This window comes from Saccharothrix sp. NBAS 001 (assembly GCF_056640475.1).
The window spans coordinates 1,015,057-1,034,352 of sequence record NZ_CM153251.1 but is presented as its reverse complement, the minus strand read 5'-3'; the positions used below and the strand labels follow the sequence as shown (position 1 = coordinate 1,034,352).

General features: G+C 72.1%; 20 protein-coding genes and 1 riboswitch. Of the genes, 11 read left to right on the top strand and 9 right to left on the bottom strand.

Translation table 11 applies throughout. From position 1 onward, the window contains the following. Positions 1 to 49: 49 nt before the first annotated feature. Positions 50 to 1,846: a proteasome ATPase gene (arc, locus tag AC0HI0_RS04650; protein ID WP_480930991.1), complete on the bottom strand. Its 1,797-nt coding sequence runs from the start codon at positions 1,844 to 1,846 to the stop codon at positions 50 to 52. A gap of 239 nt (positions 1,847 to 2,085) precedes the next feature. Here arc and AC0HI0_RS04645 point away from each other — a divergent pair, with 239 nt between their 5' ends. Beyond that, positions 2,086 to 2,895 (top strand): hypothetical protein, encoded by an 810-nt coding sequence (locus AC0HI0_RS04645; RefSeq protein ID WP_480930990.1) that lies wholly within the window; start codon positions 2,086 to 2,088, stop codon positions 2,893 to 2,895. Positions 2,896 to 2,958: 63 nt separating this feature from the next. On the opposite strand, the gene AC0HI0_RS04640 is transcribed toward AC0HI0_RS04645, so the two are convergent. The 3 genes from AC0HI0_RS04640 to AC0HI0_RS04630 all read right to left on the bottom strand — a co-directional run bounded on the left by AC0HI0_RS04640 (position 2,959) and on the right by AC0HI0_RS04630 (position 4,620). Next, a complete protein-coding gene (locus AC0HI0_RS04640; RefSeq protein ID WP_480930989.1) occupies positions 2,959 to 3,786 on the bottom strand; it encodes a tRNA (adenine-N1)-methyltransferase in 828 nt (275 codons plus the stop codon). 70 nt (positions 3,787 to 3,856) lie between these two features. Next, positions 3,857 to 4,057, bottom strand: a complete 201-nt coding sequence (locus AC0HI0_RS04635; RefSeq protein ID WP_480930988.1) for a hypothetical protein — start codon at positions 4,055 to 4,057, stop codon at positions 3,857 to 3,859. Continuing rightward, a complete protein-coding gene (locus AC0HI0_RS04630) occupies positions 4,057 to 4,620 on the bottom strand; it encodes a hypothetical protein (protein ID WP_480930987.1) in 564 nt (187 codons plus the stop codon). The genes AC0HI0_RS04635 and AC0HI0_RS04630 overlap by 1 nt, the downstream gene beginning before the upstream one ends. Before the next feature lie 110 nt (positions 4,621 to 4,730). On the opposite strand from AC0HI0_RS04630, the gene AC0HI0_RS04625 reads away from it, so the two are divergent. Continuing rightward, complete coding sequence (locus tag AC0HI0_RS04625; protein ID WP_480930986.1) at positions 4,731 to 5,834, top strand: sensor histidine kinase; 1,104 nt, start codon at positions 4,731 to 4,733, stop codon at positions 5,832 to 5,834. Further along, positions 5,831 to 6,493, top strand: coding sequence for a response regulator (locus tag AC0HI0_RS04620; protein WP_480930985.1), 663 nt, complete (start codon positions 5,831 to 5,833; stop codon positions 6,491 to 6,493). Before AC0HI0_RS04625 ends, AC0HI0_RS04620 begins: the two co-directional genes overlap by 4 nt. Here AC0HI0_RS04620 and AC0HI0_RS04615 read toward each other — a convergent pair. Beyond that, entirely contained in the window at positions 6,468 to 7,598 is a 1,131-nt protein-coding gene (locus tag AC0HI0_RS04615) for a site-2 protease family protein (RefSeq protein WP_480930984.1), read from the bottom strand. The two genes, AC0HI0_RS04620 and AC0HI0_RS04615, sit on opposite strands and share 26 nt — an antisense overlap. A 224-nt stretch (positions 7,599 to 7,822) precedes the next feature. On the opposite strand from AC0HI0_RS04615, the gene AC0HI0_RS04610 reads away from it, so the two are divergent. After that, positions 7,823 to 8,692 (top strand): RecB family exonuclease, encoded by an 870-nt coding sequence (locus AC0HI0_RS04610; protein ID WP_480930983.1) that lies wholly within the window; start codon positions 7,823 to 7,825, stop codon positions 8,690 to 8,692. After that, positions 8,689 to 9,465, top strand: a complete 777-nt coding sequence (locus tag AC0HI0_RS04605; RefSeq protein ID WP_480934254.1) for a thioesterase family protein — start codon at positions 8,689 to 8,691, stop codon at positions 9,463 to 9,465. The genes AC0HI0_RS04610 and AC0HI0_RS04605 overlap by 4 nt, the downstream gene beginning before the upstream one ends. Before the next feature lies 1 nt (position 9,466). Here the strand turns inward: AC0HI0_RS04605 and AC0HI0_RS04600 are convergent, their stop codons facing one another. Next, a complete protein-coding gene (locus AC0HI0_RS04600) occupies positions 9,467 to 10,384 on the bottom strand; it encodes an AEC family transporter (protein WP_480930982.1) in 918 nt (305 codons plus the stop codon). Positions 10,385 to 10,387: 3 nt separating this feature from the next. Further along, positions 10,388 to 10,651, bottom strand: a complete 264-nt coding sequence (locus AC0HI0_RS04595; protein ID WP_480930981.1) for a phosphoribosyl-ATP diphosphatase — start codon at positions 10,649 to 10,651, stop codon at positions 10,388 to 10,390. 144 nt (positions 10,652 to 10,795) lie between these two features. On the opposite strand from AC0HI0_RS04595, the gene AC0HI0_RS04590 reads away from it, so the two are divergent. Continuing rightward, positions 10,796 to 11,407, top strand: coding sequence for a TetR/AcrR family transcriptional regulator (locus AC0HI0_RS04590; RefSeq protein WP_480930980.1), 612 nt, complete (start codon positions 10,796 to 10,798; stop codon positions 11,405 to 11,407). 70 nt (positions 11,408 to 11,477) lie between these two features. Continuing rightward, on the top strand, positions 11,478 to 13,172 hold the full coding sequence (locus tag AC0HI0_RS04585; RefSeq protein WP_480930979.1) for an FAD-dependent monooxygenase: 1,695 nt from the start codon (positions 11,478 to 11,480) through the stop codon (positions 13,170 to 13,172). Here the strand turns inward: AC0HI0_RS04585 and AC0HI0_RS04580 are convergent. Beyond that, a complete protein-coding gene (locus tag AC0HI0_RS04580; protein WP_480930978.1) occupies positions 13,157 to 13,594 on the bottom strand; it encodes a GNAT family N-acetyltransferase in 438 nt (145 codons plus the stop codon). The two genes, AC0HI0_RS04585 and AC0HI0_RS04580, sit on opposite strands and share 16 nt — an antisense overlap. Positions 13,595 to 13,771: 177 nt before the next feature. Between AC0HI0_RS04580 and AC0HI0_RS04575 the strand changes: the two genes are divergently transcribed. From AC0HI0_RS04575 to AC0HI0_RS04560, 4 genes are all read left to right on the top strand, one after another. After that, entirely contained in the window at positions 13,772 to 14,953 is a 1,182-nt protein-coding gene (locus tag AC0HI0_RS04575) for a GNAT family N-acetyltransferase (protein WP_480930977.1), read from the top strand. 83 nt (positions 14,954 to 15,036) lie between these two features. Next, positions 15,037 to 15,714, top strand: coding sequence for a (2Fe-2S)-binding protein (locus AC0HI0_RS04570; protein WP_480930976.1), 678 nt, complete (start codon positions 15,037 to 15,039; stop codon positions 15,712 to 15,714). 272 nt (positions 15,715 to 15,986) lie between these two features. Then, positions 15,987 to 16,162, top strand: a riboswitch (cobalamin riboswitch). A 31-nt stretch (positions 16,163 to 16,193) separates the two neighbouring features. Then, positions 16,194 to 16,379, top strand: coding sequence for a CbtB domain-containing protein (locus AC0HI0_RS04565; RefSeq protein ID WP_480930975.1), 186 nt, complete (start codon positions 16,194 to 16,196; stop codon positions 16,377 to 16,379). Positions 16,380 to 16,387: 8 nt separating this feature from the next. Next, positions 16,388 to 17,137: a CbtA family protein gene (locus AC0HI0_RS04560; protein WP_480930974.1), complete on the top strand. Its 750-nt coding sequence runs from the start codon at positions 16,388 to 16,390 to the stop codon at positions 17,135 to 17,137. A gap of 709 nt (positions 17,138 to 17,846) precedes the next feature. Here the strand turns inward: AC0HI0_RS04560 and AC0HI0_RS04555 are convergent. Continuing rightward, positions 17,847 to 18,479, bottom strand: coding sequence for an HAD family hydrolase (locus AC0HI0_RS04555; RefSeq protein WP_480934253.1), 633 nt, complete (start codon positions 18,477 to 18,479; stop codon positions 17,847 to 17,849). Positions 18,480 to 19,296: the final 817 nt, after the last annotated feature.

The window sequence follows — 19,296 nt, the reverse complement described above, 5'->3', positions numbered from 1 at the left end:
CGCGGGAGCCCGCCCGGCGAGGTCGCCGGACGGGCTCCGCGGTCGTCGGCTACAGGTACTGGCCGGTGTTGGTGGCGGTGTCGATGGCGCGGCCGGACTCCTGGTTCTTGCCGGTCACGAGGGTGCGGATGTACACGATCCGCTCGCCCTTCTTGCCGGAGATCCTGGCCCAGTCGTCCGGGTTGGTCGTGTTCGGCAGGTCCTCGTTCTCCGCGAACTCGTCCACGATCGCGTCGAGCAGGTGCCGCACCGACAAGCCCGGCTGCTTGGTGTCCAGCAGGCTCTTGATGGCCGCCTTCTTGGCCCGGTCGACGATGTTCTGGATCATCGCGCCCGAGTTGAAGTCCCGGAAGTACAGGACCTCCTTGTCACCGTTGGCGTAGGTGACCTCCAGGAACCGGTTCTCCTCCGACTCCTCGTACATCCGCTCGACGGTGTGCTGCACCATGCCGTCGATGCACGCCGACGGGTCGCCGCCGAACTCCGCGAGGTCGTCGGCGTGGATCGGCAGGTCGGGCGTCAGGTACTTGTTGAAGATGTCCTTCGCGCCCTCGGCGTCGGGACGCTCGATCTTGATCTTCACGTCCAGTCGGCCCGGACGCAGGATCGCCGGGTCGATCATGTCCTCGCGGTTGGACGCGCCGATCACGATCACGTTCTCCAGGCCCTCGACGCCGTCGATCTCGCTGAGGAGCTGGGGCACGATCGTCGTCTCGACGTCGGAGGACACGCCGCTGCCGCGGGTGCGGAAGATCGAGTCCATCTCGTCGAAGAACACGATCACCGGGGTGCCCTCGGACGCCTTCTCCCGCGCGCGCTGGAAGATGAGGCGGATGTGCCGTTCGGTCTCGCCCACGAACTTGTTGAGCAGTTCGGGGCCCTTGATGTTGAGGAAGAAGCTCTTCGCCTCGCGGTGGTCCTCGCCGCGCGCGGCGGCGACCTGCTTGGCCAGGGAGTTCGCCACGGCCTTGGCGATGAGCGTCTTGCCGCAGCCGGGAGGGCCGTAGAGCAGCACGCCCTTGGGCGGGCGCAGCTTGTACTCGCGGAACAGGTCGGCGTGCAGGAAGGGCAGCTCCACGGCGTCGCGGATCTGCTCGATCTGCCGGAACAGGCCGCCGATGTCCTCGTACTTGACGTCCGGGACCTCCTCCAGCACGAGGTCCTCGACCTCGGCCTTCGGCACGCGCTCGTAGGCGAAGCCCGCCTTCGAGTCGACCAGCAGCGAGTCGCCCGACTTGAGCGGGGCGTCCATCAGCGGCTGCGCGAGCCACACGACGCGCTCCTCGTCGGCGTGCCCGACGACCAGGGCCCGGCCGATGGACGCGTCCGCGTCCGACTCCAGGACCTCGCGCAGCGTGCAGACCTCGCCGGTCCGCTCGAAGTCGCCGCCCTCGACCACGGTCAACGCCTCGTTCAGGCGCACCGACTGGCCGAGCACGAGCGACGCCGACTCGACGGCCGGCGACACCGAGACACGCATCCGGCGGCCGGAGGTGAACACGTCCACCGTGCCGTCCTCGAACCGCGCCAGGAACACGCCGTACCCGCTGGGAGGCTGGGCCAGGCGGTCCACTTCCTCGCGCAGCGCGAGGAGTTGGCTCCGTGCTTCTCGAAGGGTGTCGATGAGCTTCGTGTTGCGCTCGGTGAGTTGGCTGACGCGTTCCGTCGCCTCCGCCAGCCTTTGCTCCAGCAGGCGGACGTGTCGTGGGGATTCCGTCAGCTTTCGGCGCAACAACGCGATCTCGTCCTCCAGGAACCTGATCTGCGCCGTCAGCTCACCAGAGTTGTTGCCCTTGTTCAGCTCGCCGCCCTCATCGGGCCGGCTGCCGGGATGACCGTGCTGCATGTCGGCACCCTCCTCCCGTGTTCGTACGACAACGGTACCGGCGATCACCGACAAAAGCGGCTACCCCGGCCGGTCGGAGGGGTCGGGTGATCGCGAATTCCGCCCGCTCGGCCGGATGAACTGCTCCATCCCGGTGCCTGGCGGAACCACCGACCGGCTACCGTGCGTCCAAGTACGAGTACCACTGTGCGTTCCGGGCAGTCTCCACTGCCACCAGCGGAAAGTTCTAGGAGAACGTGATGTCCGTCCCGCCGCAGCAGCCGGGCCCCTACGGTCAGCAGCCGGGCCAATTTGGCCAACAACCAGGCCAATCCGGTCCGCAGCCGGGGTACGGCCAGCAGCCCGGCGGGTACCCCCCGCCGCCCCAGGGCTTCCCACAGGGTGGGCAGCCGCAGCCCGGCTACGGCCCTCCCCCGGGCGGTTTCCCGCCGCCCGGCCAGCCGGGCCAACCGGGCCCCGGCCAGCCGCCCTACGGCCCACCCGGCCAGTTCGGGCAGCCCGGGTACGGCCAACCGGGTGGTTTCGGCGCCCCGTACGGCCCGCCCCGCAAGAAGAGCCCCCTGCCCTGGATCCTGGCGGGTGGCGGCGTCCTGGTGATCGGTGTCGTGGCGGTCCTGCTGTTCACGCTGGGCGGCGGCTCCAACGGCTCGCCCAAGGACGCGGCGAACAGCTTCGCGGCGGCCATGTCGAGCAAGGACTACGACAAGCTGCGCTCGCTGACCTGTGCCGACGACCAGAAGGAGATCGACGACCTGAAGAAGGCGTTCGATCCCGACGAGATCAACAAGCAGATCGAGAAGAGCCTCGGCAGCCTGCCGCCGGAGCTCCAGGACAAGATGAAGGCGATGCAGGAGGCGGCGAAGAACATCAAGCTCAGCGCCACCGTCAACAACGTCACCGAGCAGGACGACACGCACGCCGAGGCGGAGATCTCCATCAAGCTGGAGGGCGTCCCCGACGAGCTGAAGGAACTGATGAAGGGCGACACGACCAACAAGGTCCCGTTCATCAAGACCGACGCGGGCTGGGTGGCCTGCGAGAAGAAGTAGCTCACCGGCGAAACGGCCCACGCACCCCGGTGCGTGGGCCGTTTCCGCTGTTCAGGGGGTGTTTCAGCCCTTCGAGGGCCGACGCTGCGGGCGAGGTGGCGTGACCCCGTCGGCGAGCCGGCGGGTGGTCAGCAGGAACGCCGTGTGGCCGATCATGCGGTGCTCCGGGCGCACCGCGAGGCCGACGACGTGCCACGGGCGCACGAGCGTCTCCCACGCGTGGGGCTCGGTCCAGTGCTGCTGCTCGCGGATGGCCTCGGTCACCTTCGACAGCTGCGTGGTGGTCGCCACGTACACGACCAGCACGCCGCCGGGGATGAGGCTGCGGGCGACGGTCGGCAGGACCTCCCACGGGGAGAGCATGTCCAGCACGACCCGGTCGACCTCGCCCTCGTGCTCGGCGAGGTCGCTGACCGTGAGCGACCAGTTACCGGGGCGTTCGCCGAAGAACTGCTCGACGTTGCGGATCGCGTGGTCGGCGTGGTCCTGACGGACCTCGTAAGACGTGACGCTGCCCTTCTCCCCCACCGCGCGCAGCAGCGAGCACGTCAACGCGCCCGACCCGGCACCGGCCTCCAGGACCCGCGCGCCGGGGAACACGTCGCCGTACATCACGATCTGCGCGGCGTCCTTGGGGTAGATCACCTGCGCGCCGCGCGGCATGGACAGCACGTAGTCGGACAGCAGGGGCCGCAACGCCAGGAACGACGTGCCGCCGACGGACGCGACGACCGACCCCTCCGGCTGTCCGATCAGGCTGTCGTGCGACAACGCGCCGCGGTGGGTGTGGTACTCCTTGCCCGGTTCGAGCACGATCGTGTAGTGCCGTCCCTTCGGGTCGGTCAACTGCACCCGGTCTCCGGGCTGGAACGGACCACTGGCGGTGCTCACCGCGGCGAACCTCCTGAACGAACCTGCGTACAACGGCGCACGATGGTCGCAGAAGGCCCGGCGGCCCAGCTCAGCGGCCTCTGTCCGCGCGGAGCCCGGACACCGTCAGCAGGGCGCCGACGACCGTGAAGGCGACCGCGGCGGGTAGTTGCGCCCACGGCGGCAGGTGCATCGCGAGCAACCAGCCCTTGCCCTCCAAACCCAGCGCGATCAGCACCAACGCCACCAGCCCCTGTGGCACCAACAGGATGATCCCGACCACCTCGCGCATCACCGCCCCCTTCCGGCCACCTTCGCGGTCGCCTGCTTGGCCGAGTAGTAGACCGGCCAGCCGACCAGCCAGATCAGACCCACGATCGACATGCCCCGCATCTGCCCCCACAGGACCTCGGTGCGTTCCGGCGTGCTCACGACGAAGGTCAGCAGCAGCACGACGGCACCGGCGACGGCCCACGCGAGCAGGAACTTGAACCACTCGCGCCACTCGTGACGGACCCGCTCGACGCCGTGCTTAGGCGGCTTGACCGGCGGCGGGCCGCCCGCGAACCGGTGGGCGAACCGCTGGTCGGCCCAGCGCAGCATGCTGTGCCCGAACGCGATGCTGACCCCCAGGTAGATGGCCGCCAGCCCGTGCGCCGTCTTCGCCTCACCCCCCGACCGCAGGTCGAGGACGGTCGCCGCCAGCAGGACCACGTCCACCAGCGGCGTGCACACCAACAGCACCGCGCCCAGCTTCGGCATCCGCAGCACGTACCGGGCGATCAGCCCCGCTCCCAGCACCACCCAGAAACCGATCTCACACGCCACGATGACCACTACCAGCAGTTCGCCCACGGGAAGAAGACTGCAGGTGGGGGCACGTGCGGCGCGTCGGCGAGCGGATCGACCGGGCGTCATCACTTCGTAGGACGACCGGTGTCGCGGCGATGTGTTGAGATGCGGGGGTGGATTTCCGCCCGAGGAACCGAGACCTGCTGGTCGCGGTCGGGTTCTTCGCCATCGGGATGCTGATCTACCACCTCAGGCTGGACGTGGTGTTCGCGCGCAACAGCGTGGACACGCCGCTCGGCACCCACCTGGCGATCCTGGCCGTGGCGTGCGCGGGCACCGCGTTCCGCCGGCGGCTGCCCCTGTTCGCGCTGGTCACGGTCGTCGCGGCGGCGGGGCTGGACCTGACCCGGGGCCTCAGCCTGCCGGTGATCATGGTGTTCGTCGACGTGCTGTTCGTGGTGACGCTGGAGGGCCCGCGCAGGCTGCAGCAGGCGCTGATCGGCGTGATCGCGACCGCCACGCTCGGGCTGACGCTGACCGTGGCGGTGCTGCTCGACTGGCGGGAGTCGATCTACGCCGGCTTCCAGGTGTTCTCGCTGATGGGCGTGCCCGTGTGGTGGGCGACCAACATCCGCCAGCACCGGGACAGCGCCCGGCAGGTCGCCCGGATCGCGGAGCTGGACCGGCGGGCTGCGGTGGACGCGGAACGCAACCGGATGGCCCGTGACCTGCACGACGTGGTCGCCGGGCACCTGTCCGCGATCGCGATCCAGTCCGAGGCGGTGCTGTCCATGCCGGCGGACTCGGAGACCGTGCGGACGGTGCTGCGGTCCGTGCGGGAGAACAGCGTGCGGTCGCTGGCGGAGATGCGCACCATGATCGACGTGCTGCGGGCCGACGACCCGGTGGACGAGCCGGTGGCCGTGCCGCTGGCCGACGCCGGGCGGCTGGTCGACTCGGCGCGCGCGGGCGGGCTGGACGTGGACTTCGAGATGGACCGCGTGGAGGACCTGCCGGTCGCCGTCGACGTGGCGGCCTACCGGATCCTCCAGGAGGCTCTCACCAACGCGCTCAAACACGGCACGTCGGCGTCGGTGCGCGTGGAACGCCAGCTAAGGCGTCTCGTGGTGACCGTGCGCAACACGGCGGGCAACGGGACGGAAGGATCGGGGACGGGGTTGGTGAGCATGGCGGAACGCGCGCACGCGGTCCGCGGCACGTTCAGCGCGGGCCGGGACGGCGACCAGTGGCTGGTGCGGGCGGAGTTGCCGCTGTGACGACACCGGTGACGAGGGTGCTGGTGGCCGACGACCACGCGGCGATCCGCGCGGGCCTGGTGATGATCCTGGGCGGCGCGGAGGGCGTCGAGGTGGTGGGCGAGGCGGCCGACGGCGCGGCGGCCGTGCGGATGGCCCGAGAGCTGCAGCCGGACGTGGTGCTGATGGACATCCGGATGCCGGGCGTGGACGGGATCGAGGCGACCCGGCAGCTGGCCGGGGTGTGCGAGGTGCTCGTGCTGACCACGTTCGACCTCGACGAGTACGTGCACGGGGCGTTGCGCGCGGGTGCCGCGGGATTCCTGCTGAAGTCCGTGGAGGCCCCGGCGCTGGTGGAGGCGGTGCGGCAGGTCGCGGCCGGGGACGGGGTGCTCGCGCCGAGCGTGACCAGGCGGCTGATGCGCGAGTTCGCGACGTCCGCGCCGCGCGGCCGGCCGCCGGCGCTGGACGCGCTGACCGACCGCGAGGTGGACGTGCTCAGGTGCCTCGGCGAAGGTCTGTCGAACCAGCAGATCGGGCGGAAGCTGCACATCGGTGAGACGACCGTGAAGACGCACGTGTCGCGGGTGCTGACCAAGCTGGACCTGCGGTCGCGGGTGCAGGCGGCGATCCTCGCCCAGGACGCCGGTCTGCTCAGCGACGGTCCAGGGCGGCTTTGAGGTCTTCGCGCCGCAGCACGCCCGCCGGCCGACCTTCCAGGTCCACCACCAGGTACTCCCAGGCGGCGGTGCCCTGGACGCGTTCGACGACCTCGTCGCCGGTCTCGTTCTCCAGCAGCACGGTCTCCGGCCGGATCGGCACCGCGGCCTGCTCGGCGGGCGCGTGCGGCGAAGTGGACGCCAGCCGCTGCGCCAGGTCCCGGTCGAGCAGGCCGGCGGCGACGCCGTCCGCACGGACCAGCACGACGCCGCGCCCGGCGGAGGCGGTCAGCGCGCCGGACACCGGGCTCTCGGCGGGCAGTTGGAGCACCGGCCGGACCAGTTCGCCCAGGGTGAGCCCCTCCGGCCAGGTCCGCCTGCGCTCGGCGGTCATCTCGCCGCGCGCGCCGGCCACCACGAACCACGCGGTGACCAGGCACACCCCGAACCGGATCCACCGGTCCTCGCTGCCCGCCAGCAGCCCCCAGACCGCCCACACGACCAGCGCCGCGGCCACCGCGCCGCCGCCGATCACGGCCGCCTTGGTGCCGGTCGCGCGCCGCCCGGTGGCCGCCCACACGCCGGCCCGCAGGATCCGGCCGCCGTCCAGCGGCAGGCCCGGCAGCAGGTTGAACACCGCGACGGCGGCGTTGGCGAAGGCGGTCTGGGCGATCAGCAGCCACACCGCGTCGGGCTGCGGGATCGCCGTCGCGCCGAGCGCGAACACCCCGGCCAGCACGATCGACACGATCGGCCCGGCCACCGCGATCAGCCCTTCGTGACCGGGCCGGGTGGGCGCGCGCATCACCTCGGACACGCCGCCGAGCAGGAACAGCCGCAGCCGCCGCACCGGCAGCCCGAGCCGCAGCGCGACCAGGCTGTGCCCGAGTTCGTGGGCCAGCACGGAGAGCCCGAGGAACACCGCGAACGTGGCCGCGAGCAGCACCCCCGCGACCCCGCTCAGGCCGGGTGCGATCCGCCCGACCAGCGGCGCGTAGAGCACCACGATCGCCGCCGAGCCGAGCCACCAGGAGGGCGCGAGCAGCACCGGGATCCCGGCGGCCCGGAACAGCGGCAGCCCACCGTCCCGACCGACCTGCCGCCGCCAGCTCTCCTTGGTCACCACGGCGAAAGAGTAGGCGCTGACGTGTGTTGACGCTGTGACACGCCCGATCACAGGCCGTTCTCAGCGCACTCTCAGCACCCCTTCGGCACGCTCTCGGCCAAGATCCACTTCCGCCGTACCCGCGTGGTTCGCTGAACGCGGGGGACCCGCAGCCCGAGGGCGCCCCCGCACCGCGCTGCCCGAGGATCCCGATCTTGTCGGGGGTCTGCCCTATCGTTCTGGGCATGGCAGTGCCCACGATCACCGAGCGCCCTGTACGCAGGCCCGCCCTGTCGCCCTCCCGTGCGGGCGACTTCAAGCAGTGCCCGCTGCTGTACCGCTTCCGGGCGGTCGACCGGCTGCCCGAGAAGCCGACCAGAGCGCAGGTCCGGGGCACCGTCGTGCACGCCGTCCTGGAAGACCTGTTCGGCCTGCCCGCCGCCGAGCGCCTGCCCGAGCGCGCGCGCGAACTGGTCGAGCCCGCCTGGGAGCGGGTGCGCGCCGAGCGCCCCGAGTTCGCCGACCTGTTCGCCGGCGAGGAGGCCGCCGACCAGGCCGAGTGGCTGGCGTCCGCAGCCGGCCTGCTGGACGGCTACTTCACCCTGGAGGACCCGCGCCGCTTCGACGCCGACGCCCGCGAGCTGCTGGTCGAGTGGGAGCTGCCCTCCGGCGTGCTGCTGCGCGGCTACGTCGACCGCGTCGACGTGGCGCCGACCGGCGAGATCCGGGTGGTCGACTACAAGACCGGGGCCGCGCCGCGCGAGGTGGGCGAGGCCAAGGCGCTGTTCCAGATGAAGTTCTACGCGCTGGTGCTGTGGCGGCTGCGCGGCGAGGTGCCCCGGCAGCTGCGGCTGATGTACCTGGCCGATCGGCAGGCGCTGGCCTACACCCCGGACGAGGCCGAGCTGACCAGGTTCGAGCGGACCCTGCAGGCCATCTGGGACGCGATCCTGCGCGCGGCGAAGTCCGGCGACTTCCGGCCGAACCCGGGCAGGCTGTGCGACTACTGCGACCACAAGGCGCTGTGCCCGGCGTTCGACGGCACACCCCCGCCCTACCCGGGCTGGCCGGAACCGGACGCGGGCCAGGAGACGGCACTGGACAGGGCGGACTGATGGCGGCGTTCTACGAGCGGCTCGACGAGCACCGGTTCACCTCGACCGACCACACCGCCGGGCCGTGGAGCGGCGAGCACCAGCACTTGGGCCCGCCGTCCGCGCTGCTGGTGCGTGCGCTGGAGCGGACCGCGCCCCGGCCGGGGGCGGTGCTGTCCCGCGTGACGTTCGAGGTGCTCGGCCCGGTCCCGGTGGCCGAGCTGGAGGTGACCGCGGAGCTGGAGCGCCCCGGCCGTTCGGTGGAGCTGCTGTCCGCGGCGCTGTCGCACGACGGGCGTCCGGTGCTGCGTGCGCGGGCGTGGCGGATCGTCGCCGGGGACACCTCGGCGGTGGCCTCCGGCGAGGGTGAGCCGCTGGTCCAGCCGCAGGGGTGCGTGCCGATGGTGATCCCGGAGGACTGGCGGTGCGGCTACCTGGCCGCGATGGAGTGGCGCTCGGTGTCCGGCGGCGTGTTCACCCCCGGCGACGCGGTGGTGTGGGCGCGGCCCCGGGTCGCGGTCGTAGCCGGCGAGGAGCCCACCGCGCTGCAACGCCTGTTCACCGTCGCCGACTCGGCCAGCGGTGTGTCCAGCAGGCTGGACATCTCGAAGTGGTACGCGATCAACACCGACCTGACGGTGCACCTGCACCGCGAGCCGGTCGGCGAGTGGTTCGCGCTGGACGCGGAGACGGTGGTGGGCCCGACGGGCGTCGGCGTGGCGGACAGCGTCCTGCACGACGAGCGGGGCCCGGTGGGGCGGACGGCCCAGTCGCTCTACGTCCGGGAGCGGTGAGCTACTGGAGCAGGACCGCGACGACCGACAGCGTCACCATCGACAGCGCCGTGGACAGCAGCACGGCGTCACGGGGCAGTCGTGCGTCCGGCCGGTACTCGCGCGCCAGCACGTAGACGTTCTGCGCGGTCGGCAGCGCCGCGCAGACCACGGCCGCGAGCCGCAGCGGCCCGTCGACACCCAGCGCCAGGCACGCGAGGAACGTCACCAGCGGGTGCAGCAGGAGCTTCAACGCCACGGCTGCGCTCACCTGCGCGCGGCCGTCCCGGTCGGGCACGCGCATCGCGTTGAGCGACATCCCGAGCACCACCAGCGCGGTCGGCACACCGGCCGCACCGAGCGCCTTCAACGGCTCCAGCACCAGCGCGGGCAGCCGCCACCCCATCGCGGCGACCACCACGCCGAGCAGCGCCCCCAGGATGACCGGGTTGCGCACCGGCAGGCTCGCCAGCGTCCGCACCGTCCCGCCGCGCCTCCCGGAGCCGACCTCGACCGCCGCGAGCACGATCGGCATCACGATCACCGGCTGGAACAGCAGCACGGCCACCATGAACGACGAGTCGCCCAGCACGCCGACCGCGATCGGGATGCCGAGGTTGCCGGAGTTCACGTACGCACCCGCCATCGCGCCCAGCGCCTGGTCGGGCAGCGGGAGGTCGAACACCTTCCGGAACAGCACCAGACCGATCGTGCCCACCACGAACGTGCTGACCACGAACGCCGGCACGCCCCGGTTGGCGAGCTTGCCGGGATCGCTGTCGACCAGCGTCGTGAACAGCACGGCGGGCATCGCCAGGTAGAACGCGAACCGCCCGAGCACCGCCTCCGCCCGCTCCCCCAGCACGTCGGTGCGGGCGGCGAGGAAGCCGATGGCCGTGAGCACCCAGATGGGGACGAACCCGCCGAGCACCCCGGCCACGGGTCAGAGGTGCTTGTAGACGTCTTCGAGGGTGAGGCCGCGACCGAGCATCAGCACCTGCACGCGGTACAGCAGTTGGGAGACCTCTTCGGCCAGCCGCTCGTCGGACTCGTGCTCCGCGGCGATCCAGACCTCGCCCGCCTCCTCCAGCACCTTCTTGCCCTGCGCGTGGACGCCGTCCGCCAGCGCCGCGACCGTGGCGGACCCCTCGGGGCGGGTGCGGGCGCGTTCGCTCAGCTCGGCGAACAGCTCGTCGAAGGTCTTCACGGGGTCTGATCCTCGCATCCCCCGGACCGCCCCCGACCAACCGCCCCCGACAACCCACCCCCGGCGGACCGCCCCGAAACCACCCCCCGAAAGTGCGTATCCCGAAATCTTGCGGGCCCCGCACTTTTCCCCTACGTTGATCACATGGACGAACCACTGGGCTTGCGTGAGCGCAAGAAGCTGGAGACCCGCCAGGCGCTGAGCTGGGCCGCGCTCCGGCTGGCGGTCGAGCGCGGCCTGGAGAACGTCCTGGTCGAGGACATCGCCGCCGCGGCGGGGGTGTCGCCACGCACGTTCAACAACTACTTCTCCAGCAAGGCCGAGGCGATCACCTCCCGCCACCTCGACCGGGGCCGGCAGCTCGCGGACCGGGTCCGCCGCCGGCCCGGGTCCGAGTCGGTGTGGGAGTCGGTCCTGGAGGCCGCGCTGGCCCAGTACACCCCCGACGACAAGGTGCCGGATCCGGAGTGGACGGCCGGGGTCCGGCTGATGACCAGCGAGCCGGCGCTGATCGGCGAGTTCCTGCGCGCCAGCTCGCTGATCGAACGCGAGCTGGCCCAGGCCATCGCCGAACGCACCCGGACCGACGTCGCGGTCGACCTCTACCCCCGCCTGGTCGCGGCCTCCGTGGGCGCGGCCATCGAGGTGGCGACCGACCGCTGGCTGACCGCCGACCCACCGGTCCTCCTGGGCCCGCTGGTCCGCGACGCCCTGACCCAGGTGGCCGCCGGCCTGCCCGAACCCCGACCCAGCTGACCCACCGACCACCCCCGAACCCGGCCCCACCCGACGTGGGGTCTGTTCAGCCACGCCCAAAGGAGCCGAAATGTCACTCGCCGCCACCCCGCAGAGCACCACTCCGCAGAGCACCACCCCGCCGGCCACCACCCCGAACCCCCGCCCCGACACCGACGTCCTCATCGTCGGCGCGGGCCCGAACGGCCTGATGCTCGCCAACGAGCTGCTGCTGGCGGGCATCCGCCCCACCGTGCTCGACGCCCTGCCCGAACCCGCCACCACCCCCAAGGCCAACGGCCTGGTGGGCCGCGTCGTGCAGGCCCTCCACTACCGGGGCCTCCACGAGCGCGTGACCGGGAGCCCGTCCCCGCCCAGGCCCGCCCCGTTCTTCCAGTTCGGCGCGCTCCCGCTGGACCTGTCCACAGTGGACGACAACGCCCTGTTCGCGCTGCCCGTGCCGCAACGCGGACTGGAGGAACTGCTGGAGCGCCACGCGGGCGTGCAGGTCACGCGCGGCCACCAGGTGAGAGACCTGACCCAGCACGACGGCCACGTGACGGTAGACGTCACCGGACCGGACGGTCCGTACGCACTCACCGCGCGGTACGTCGTGGGTGCCGACGGAGGGCACAGCACGGTCCGCAAACGGGCCGGTATCGGGTTCCCCGGCGTCACCGACGAGGGTTTCACCCACCGCTCGGGCCAGGTGGTGATCCACGAACCGGTGGCCGACCACCGGACCGGCCAGTTGGAGATTCCCGGGCTGGGCGTGCTCTGGCCGGGCACGTTCCACCGGACCGAGCACGGCGTCTTCGCGTTCGGCATGTTCCAGCCCGGCGTCTACCGCATCGCCATGATCGAGTGGGGCAACTCGGGCCTGACCGACACCGACGAGATGCCGCTGGCCGAACTCCGCGACGCCGCGAAGCGCGTGCTGGGCATCGACCTGCCGATGAGCGAGCCCGACAACGGCCAACCGCCGGCGCTCAACCGCAGGGCGGAGGGCACCAACTCCCGCCTGGCCGACCGCTACCGCAAGGGCCGGGTCTTCCTGGTGGGCGACGCGGCCCACGTCCAGTCCGGTGTGGGCGGCCCCGGCCTGAACCTCGGCCTCCAGGACGCCCTGAACCTCGGCTGGAAGCTGGCCGCGCACCTCAACGGCTGGGCACCCGAGGGCCTGCTCGACACCTACGAGTCGGAACGCCGTCCGGTGGGCCGGCGCGTGATCACCCACAGCCGCGCCCAGACGGCACTCCTGTCCGAAGGCCCGAACATCACCGCGCTGCGGGAGGTCCTGACCGAGCTGCTCCAAGACCAGACGGCCGTTCGCCGCATCTCCCACCTGATGTCCGGCGCGGACACCGTCTACGACATGGCCGGCCCGAAGACCACCACGGGCACCGACTCCACACCCCGCCCGCTCACCGACCCCCACCCGCTCACCGGCCGGTGGATGCCCGACATCCCCTTGCCCGGCAACAGGACCTTCGCCCACCTGTCCCGCTCGGGCCGCCCTCTGCTGCTCGTCTTCACCGACAACCCGACCCTGCGCGCCACTGCGGTCCCCTGGGCCGACCGCGTGGACGTCCACACCACGACCACTCCGGTCCCACCGGCCGATGCGGTCCTGGTCAGGCCGGACGGTTACGTCGCCTGGGCGGGCACCAGCCCGGAGGAGCTGACCCGCGCCCTACACAGGTGGTTCGGCGCCCCGGCCGACAGCACACCCCCGCCGATTCCCGCGAAGCCCGGAGGCGAAACCCTGGTTCAGAGCCCGAACTGAGGGGTGGCGAACGGCCAGTCCCGGGCGATCCACTCGGGCACGAAGGCGTCCAGCGCACGTTCCAGCGCGGTACCGGCGTACTCGTCCACCACCCACCACGAGATGAGGGCGTCCTCCGCCGGGTCGATGTAGACGCACCCGAGCAGGGCGGTCTCGGCGTTGTCGAACAAGGCGTAGTTGAACGACTGGTGCGCTTCGGCCTCCCGCGCGTGGCGGGCGAGGTCGGCGCGGTCCGCTTCGTAGGTCATCGTCGTGGGCGGCCAGTTCCACTTCTCGCCGAAGATCGACCAGAGCCGTTCCCGCGAACCCATGACGGCGGGGTAGTCCAGGTCCACATCGGACTCCTGGATCGGCCTCAGGTGGTGGTCCGCACCCAGCTCGACACGGGTGGGGTGGACGAAGTCGGACGGCAGCCAGGACATGGCCGGATTGTGCGGCACCCGAAGCCGGGCCGCCAAATCGATTCGGTCACCGATGGACCGGGGTCCGGAGGTGCAGCCCAGCCAGCCGACCCAGACAGCAGACCCGGCCAGCCGACCCCTGACAGCCGGCCCGGAAATCCAGTGGCACGACGAGAGGAGTACGCAGACACTGCGGTGATGACGTTGCCCGACGGCTTGGTGCTGCGCACCGCCGAGCCACGCGACCTCGACCAGATCGGCAGCCTGCTGGCCGAACGGGGCGAGCCCGAGGACGCCGTCGACCACGACCTGGTGGTGTCGGACCCGGATGCCGGGTGGGAGACGTGCGCGGTCATCGTGGACGGCGACCGGGTGGTGTCCACGACGACGTTGCTGAACGAGACACTCGTGTTGGACGGCGTGGAGATCCCCGCCGGGCAGGTGGAACTGGTGGCGACCCACCGGGACTACGAGGGTCGCGGCCTGGTCCGGGAGTTGATGCGGTGGGCGCACGAGCGGTCGGCGGCGCGCGGGCAGCTGGTCAACGTCATGATCGGCATCCCGTACTTCTACCGGCGGTTCGGCTACACCTACGCGATCCCGATCGCGCCGACCCGCGACGTCGTCGGCACGCCGCCGCCGAGCACCGACGTGGTGCGTGAGGCGACGCTCGACGACATCCCGGCGATGGCGGCGTTGCAGGACGCCGAACAGCGGCGGGCCGACCTGCGGATGCCGCACGCGACCGAGCTGTGGCGTTGGCTGGTGGCGCGCGGCGGCAGCCGGCAGTGGCTGGTGGAACGGGACGGCGTGCCGGTGGGCACCGGTCGCTCGACGCCGCCGGACGAAGGCGTGCACCTAGGCGAGGTGGCCGCGGTCGACGCCGCCGCCGTGCACGCGCTGGTCGCGCACACCGGGGCGACGGCGGCCAACGAGCGTCCGGGGACGGTCGCGGGCGCGGCGCTCGAACCGCTCCTGGGGCCGGTGCCGGAGGACGCGAACTCGTACTACGTGCGGATCGCCGACCCGGTGGCGTTGCTGGACCACCTGCGTCCGGTGTTCGGCAGGCGGCTGGCCGCCTCGCCGTTCGGCGACGACGAGGGCGAGGCGGTGCTGTCGTTCTACCGCTCGCACGTCCGCCTGCCGTTCAAGGCGGGCGAGGTCGGCCAGGTCGTCCCCGGCGGAGTGATGCAGGCACCGGCCGCCGCCGGCGGGGCCGGGGTGGCGCCGGACCTGCTGGCGTCGCTGCTGTTCGGCCCGCACGGTCTGCGCGGGCTGACCGCGCGGTTCCCGGACGTCTACCCGGGCCCGAACGCCGACCTGATGACCGTGCTGTTCCCGCCGGTCCGGAGCGACATCCTGACGTTCTACATCCCGTAACCGGCCGACTCGACACCCGACCCGAGCGGCAGACCCATCACCGTGGTCGTCGTGTCCCGATCGGCGGCGGGCACACTGGCCACGTGTCCGACTACACCCCAGTGCTGTCCACGCTGCGCCGGATCCGGGGAATCAGCCCGTTCTTCGCCTTGGACGTGGGTCGCCCCGCTCCCGACGCGGACGGCGGCGGTTGGCGATCGGGCGACGACCTGGTGGGCGGGGAGGCGCTGCCGGACGCGTTGCGGACCATCGGCGAGCGGTATCGGACCGGGGAGGCCCGGGTTTCGGCGTCCCTGTTCTTCCTCGGGTACACCGCGCGGCTGCTGTGCCCCACGGTCGCCGCGCACGCCGTGGGCGGGGTCGCGCCGGACATCCGGCCGGGGAACGTGTGGTGGCACTTCGGGCCGGACGGGATGCGGGTGCGGATCGGCGAACCTGTCCCGGGTGTGTCGATCGCCGAGTCGTTGGAGCCGGTGGTGGCCGCGATCCGGGGCGTCGTGCCGGTGGCTCGGGGGTTGTTGTGGGGGAACGCGGCGTCGGCGGTCGCCGGGGCGTTGCGGACGGTGAGCCGCAGCGGCACCGCGTCCGCCGAGCAGTGCGTGGCGCTGGGCGAACGGCTGTTGGGCGAGTCGCCGCTGCTCGGGTCGGGCGACTTCATCCCGTTTCCCGGCGAGGTCGCGTTCCGGCGGCGCAGTTGCTGCCTCTACTACCGCCTCGACGGTGGCGGGACCTGTGGGGACTGCCCGCTCCCGGCGCGGTGAACCGCCGTTGCGACGGTCGCCGCAGGCGCCTGCCGCCCGGCGGGAACCAATCGTCGGTTCAGGGCGGTGCGGGACGGGCGTGCCGACATGTGGGACGCGTGGCGAACAGTCGGTGACGGCTCGGCCGGGGTGCCCTCAGGGGGCGGCGATTACCTGCGACGTCCCGGTCCGGCGGGCGGAGAACCAGGACAAAAGCGGCGCTTGATCGTGTTTGGTGCACGTGAGGTAGACGACAACTCGTCTGGTCGGTTGTGCCCGGACGCAGTGGACATCTACGGTTCCACAGCCGCAGTGGACGGGAAGCCGGTGGGAATCCGGCGCGGTCCTCGCCACTGTGACCGGGGAGCCAACCCGCCGAGAACGTCACTGGTCGCGCGGTGCGACTGGGAAGACGCGGGGACGGTGTCGATCCGGGAGTCAGGAGACCGGCTGCGGCGCGAGTAGTTGTTGACCTTCCACGAGGTATGGAGGAGGCCGTCTTGACGAGCCCCGCGCACACCCTGTCCATCCCCATTCCCAAGTGGGCCTACGCCGTCGCACTCGTCGCACTGCTGATCACCTGGCTGGTCCTCCAGGAGAACGGCATCGCGCTCGGCCACGCCGCCGAGTCGCTGCACGAGTTCTTCCACGACGGGCGTCACGCGCTCGGCGTCCCGTGCCACTAGGGCCGGCCGTGGACACCTACAAGAACCTACTGCTGCGGGGCGTCGGCGCGGGTGGCGTCGGCGGTCTGCTCGCGGGCCTGGTCGGTCTCGTCGTGGTCGAGGTGCCGATCCGGGCCGCGTTGGCCGTCGAGGAGGCCCGTGCCGCCGCGCCGGTGGAGCCCGGTGCGCACGACCACGGCGAGATGTTCGGCCGGGGCACCCAGATGCTCGGCGGCGTGCTCGCGGCGATCATCGTCGGGCTGGCGGTGGGCGCGCTGTTCGCCACCGCGTACGCCGGGTCGCGGCGCTGGTTCGCGGGCCGGCCGCCGTTCGGCCGGAGCGTGACGCTCGCGGCGGCGGTGTTCGGGGCGGCGGCGCTGCTGCCGGCCGTCAAGTACCCGGCCAACCCGCCGGCGGTGGGCGACCCGGAGACGGTGGACTACCGGACGGTGCTCTACCTCGGCGTCATCGCGGCCGGTCTGCTGGTGGTGTTCGGGGCGAGCTTCCTGGCGTCCCGGCTGGAGCACCTGAGCGGGCCGGTGCGGGCCACCGTGGTCGCGCTGGCCGTGGTGGTCGCGTTCGCGGTGATCCTGCTGGTGTTCCCGGGTCCGCCGGACGCGGTGCCGGCGGACATGCCGAGCAACGTGCTGTGGGAGTTCCGCCTCGCGTCGCTCGCCGAGACTGCCACCTTGTGGCTGGGTCTCGGCGTGGTGTTCGGTCTGCTGGTCGACCCGGCAGTGCGCGGCACCACCAGCAGGACGAAGGCCGCCGTCGCCTGACCGGAGCCGGCTCAAGGCACTGCCGACAACGGCACGTCCCCAGTTGACCGCACTGCGGGGGACGTGCCGTTGTCGCGTCCGGGCCGCGACGCCCGGCAGCTGTCCGGGGTCCAGGAGGTCTAGGCGGTGTTAGGCAGTGTCCTGTGAGCCGTTGATCAGGGTGTCTGGTGGTTCTGGTTCATGGTGGGTCGTGGTGGGCTGACCGATCGGGCGTGGGCTGTGATCGAGTCGTTGTTACCGGTACCGGGGCGTGGCCGCAGGCAGCGGATCTTCGACCGTGTGGTCGTCAAGGACGACTCGGTCGGCGAACCGGAGTGGATCATCGGCGTCGACTCCGGCATCGTCCGGGCCCACCGGCACGCCGCCGGGGCCCGGAAAAAGGGGATGCGCCGCCGGCGTCATCGTCACGCCGGGTCACGCCGGGGACGACCCTCGGCTGCCGCCGCCGCTCGACGGCAGCCGCGTCGCCCGATCCGGACCGGGACGTCCCCGCGTCCGGCCCGAGGGTGCCGTCGCGGACAAGGCCCACTCGCACAAGTCCACCGGGCGGGTCCTGCGCGGACGCGCCGGATCGTGTGCACCTGTCCCGAACGGGCAGACCAGATCACCCGCCGCGTGAGCCTCGGTCCGCGCGGCGGCCGAACTCACCATCGCCGCCATCAAGCTCTGACTCCGATGATCAACTAGATGGCCAACTACAGGACACTGCCTAGGCGCGGAGGGCGGCGAGGGCTGCCAGGTCGACGCCGACCAGGGAGTCGCGGAAGACGCGGCGTTCGCCTGGCGGCACCGGGACGTCGCACGGCACCACGAGCACCGTGCACCCCGCCGCCACCGCCGACCTCACGCCGGTCGGCGAGTCCTCGATCGCCACGCACGCCGCAGCGTCCACGCCGAGCAGGGCAGCGGCCTTCAGGTACGGGTCCGGGAGGGGCTTGTTGTTGCCGTCCACCTCGTCACCGCACACCGTCACGTCGAACAGGTCACGCCCGATGGTGTCCAGGGCGACCTCGGTCAACGCCCGCTCGGTCGAGGTCACCAACGCCATAGGCACGCCCGACGCCCGCACCGCGCGCAACGCCTCCCGAGCCCCCGGCCGCCACGGCAGCCCGGCCCGGAACACCTCTTCGGTGCGCCGAAGGATCCACGCCGCGCCGTCGGCCGTCTCCTCCTGCGTCGGGGTCAGGCCCACTTCGGCGAACAGCAACGCCATGGTCGTGGGCACGTTCGACCCGACCATGGCCTGCCGGGTCTCCAGCGACAGCGTGCCGCCCATCTTCTCGGCGAACTCGTAGAGCGGGACGTCCCACAGCTTCTCCGAGTCCAACAGGGTGCCGTCCATGTCCCACAGCACCGCTTCGACGCTCACCACGGGGCTTCCTCCACCTTCACCGAGCGGACTCTCCGCTTTCCGCACCACTCCGGACCACGGCCGTTTCGGGTCCGGGCCGGACGCACCGGTCGTGCCGGGCCGCCACTCGCCGAGCCGACCGGGCCGCCACCACCGCGCGGCGGGCGGCGCGCCCCCGCCGGTCAGGCCGGGCACCCGCCGAGTCCACCAAGGCCGCGGTGAACGGCCAGGCGGGCACGTCCTGGCCCAGTTCGGCGGTGCGGGCCCGCCCCGGGACGGCCGGGTCGTGGAAGACCTCGACCTCGCGGCCGACGGTGGACTCCGGTCCGGGGTCGCGGTACTCGGACCGGGCCGCCGTCCTGGTACCGCCGTCGACCCCGTGCCGGATGTCGACCGGTCCAGCGTCTCCGGTGTGCTTGCCGCCCGACTCCCGTGGCCCGGCTCCGGTGGCCCGGACCGGGCCACGACGCCCCGCGTCCGCACGCCCGGGTCGAGCGGATCCTGCGCCGGCCTGCCGAACGCGAGGGACGCGGCCACTCCCCCGGCCGTCGCCGGCGGTCCCGCCACCACCACCGCTGTCCGGAACCGGCGTTCCCGCCGGATCACGCGCTCCGCTCCGGTCACGCGTCGGGGTGTCGCGCCGGCCGCTGACGGGCAGGGCGAAGGCGATCGGGGCGGATCGGGCGCCGGCGTGGTCGCGGCCCGCCGATCGCGCCCGGCCCGAAGGTGTCCGGGGCGTCCGCGCCCGCCGGGCGGTCGCGGTGCGCAAGATCGGGTCCGGGTGCGTTCACGATCTCGGCGCACCGGC

Coding starts and splice junctions, on each gene's coding strand:
- AC0HI0_RS04590 (WP_480930980.1), top strand. CDS start 10,796: ATGGACGAACCACTGGGCTTGCGTGAGCGCAAGAAGCTGGAGACCCGC.
- AC0HI0_RS04645 (WP_480930990.1), top strand. CDS start 2,086: ATGTCCGTCCCGCCGCAGCAGCCGGGCCCCTACGGTCAGCAGCCGGGC.
- AC0HI0_RS04555 (WP_480934253.1), bottom strand. CDS start 18,479: ATGGACGGCACCCTGTTGGACTCGGAGAAGCTGTGGGACGTCCCGCTC.
- AC0HI0_RS04635 (WP_480930988.1), bottom strand. CDS start 4,057: ATGCGCGAGGTGGTCGGGATCATCCTGTTGGTGCCACAGGGGCTGGTG.
- AC0HI0_RS04580 (WP_480930978.1), bottom strand. CDS start 13,594: ATGTCCTGGCTGCCGTCCGACTTCGTCCACCCCACCCGTGTCGAGCTG.
- AC0HI0_RS04575 (WP_480930977.1), top strand. CDS start 13,772: ATGACGTTGCCCGACGGCTTGGTGCTGCGCACCGCCGAGCCACGCGAC.
- AC0HI0_RS04585 (WP_480930979.1), top strand. CDS start 11,478: ATGTCACTCGCCGCCACCCCGCAGAGCACCACTCCGCAGAGCACCACC.
- arc (WP_480930991.1), bottom strand. CDS start 1,846: ATGCAGCACGGTCATCCCGGCAGCCGGCCCGATGAGGGCGGCGAGCTG.
- AC0HI0_RS04610 (WP_480930983.1), top strand. CDS start 7,823: ATGGCAGTGCCCACGATCACCGAGCGCCCTGTACGCAGGCCCGCCCTG.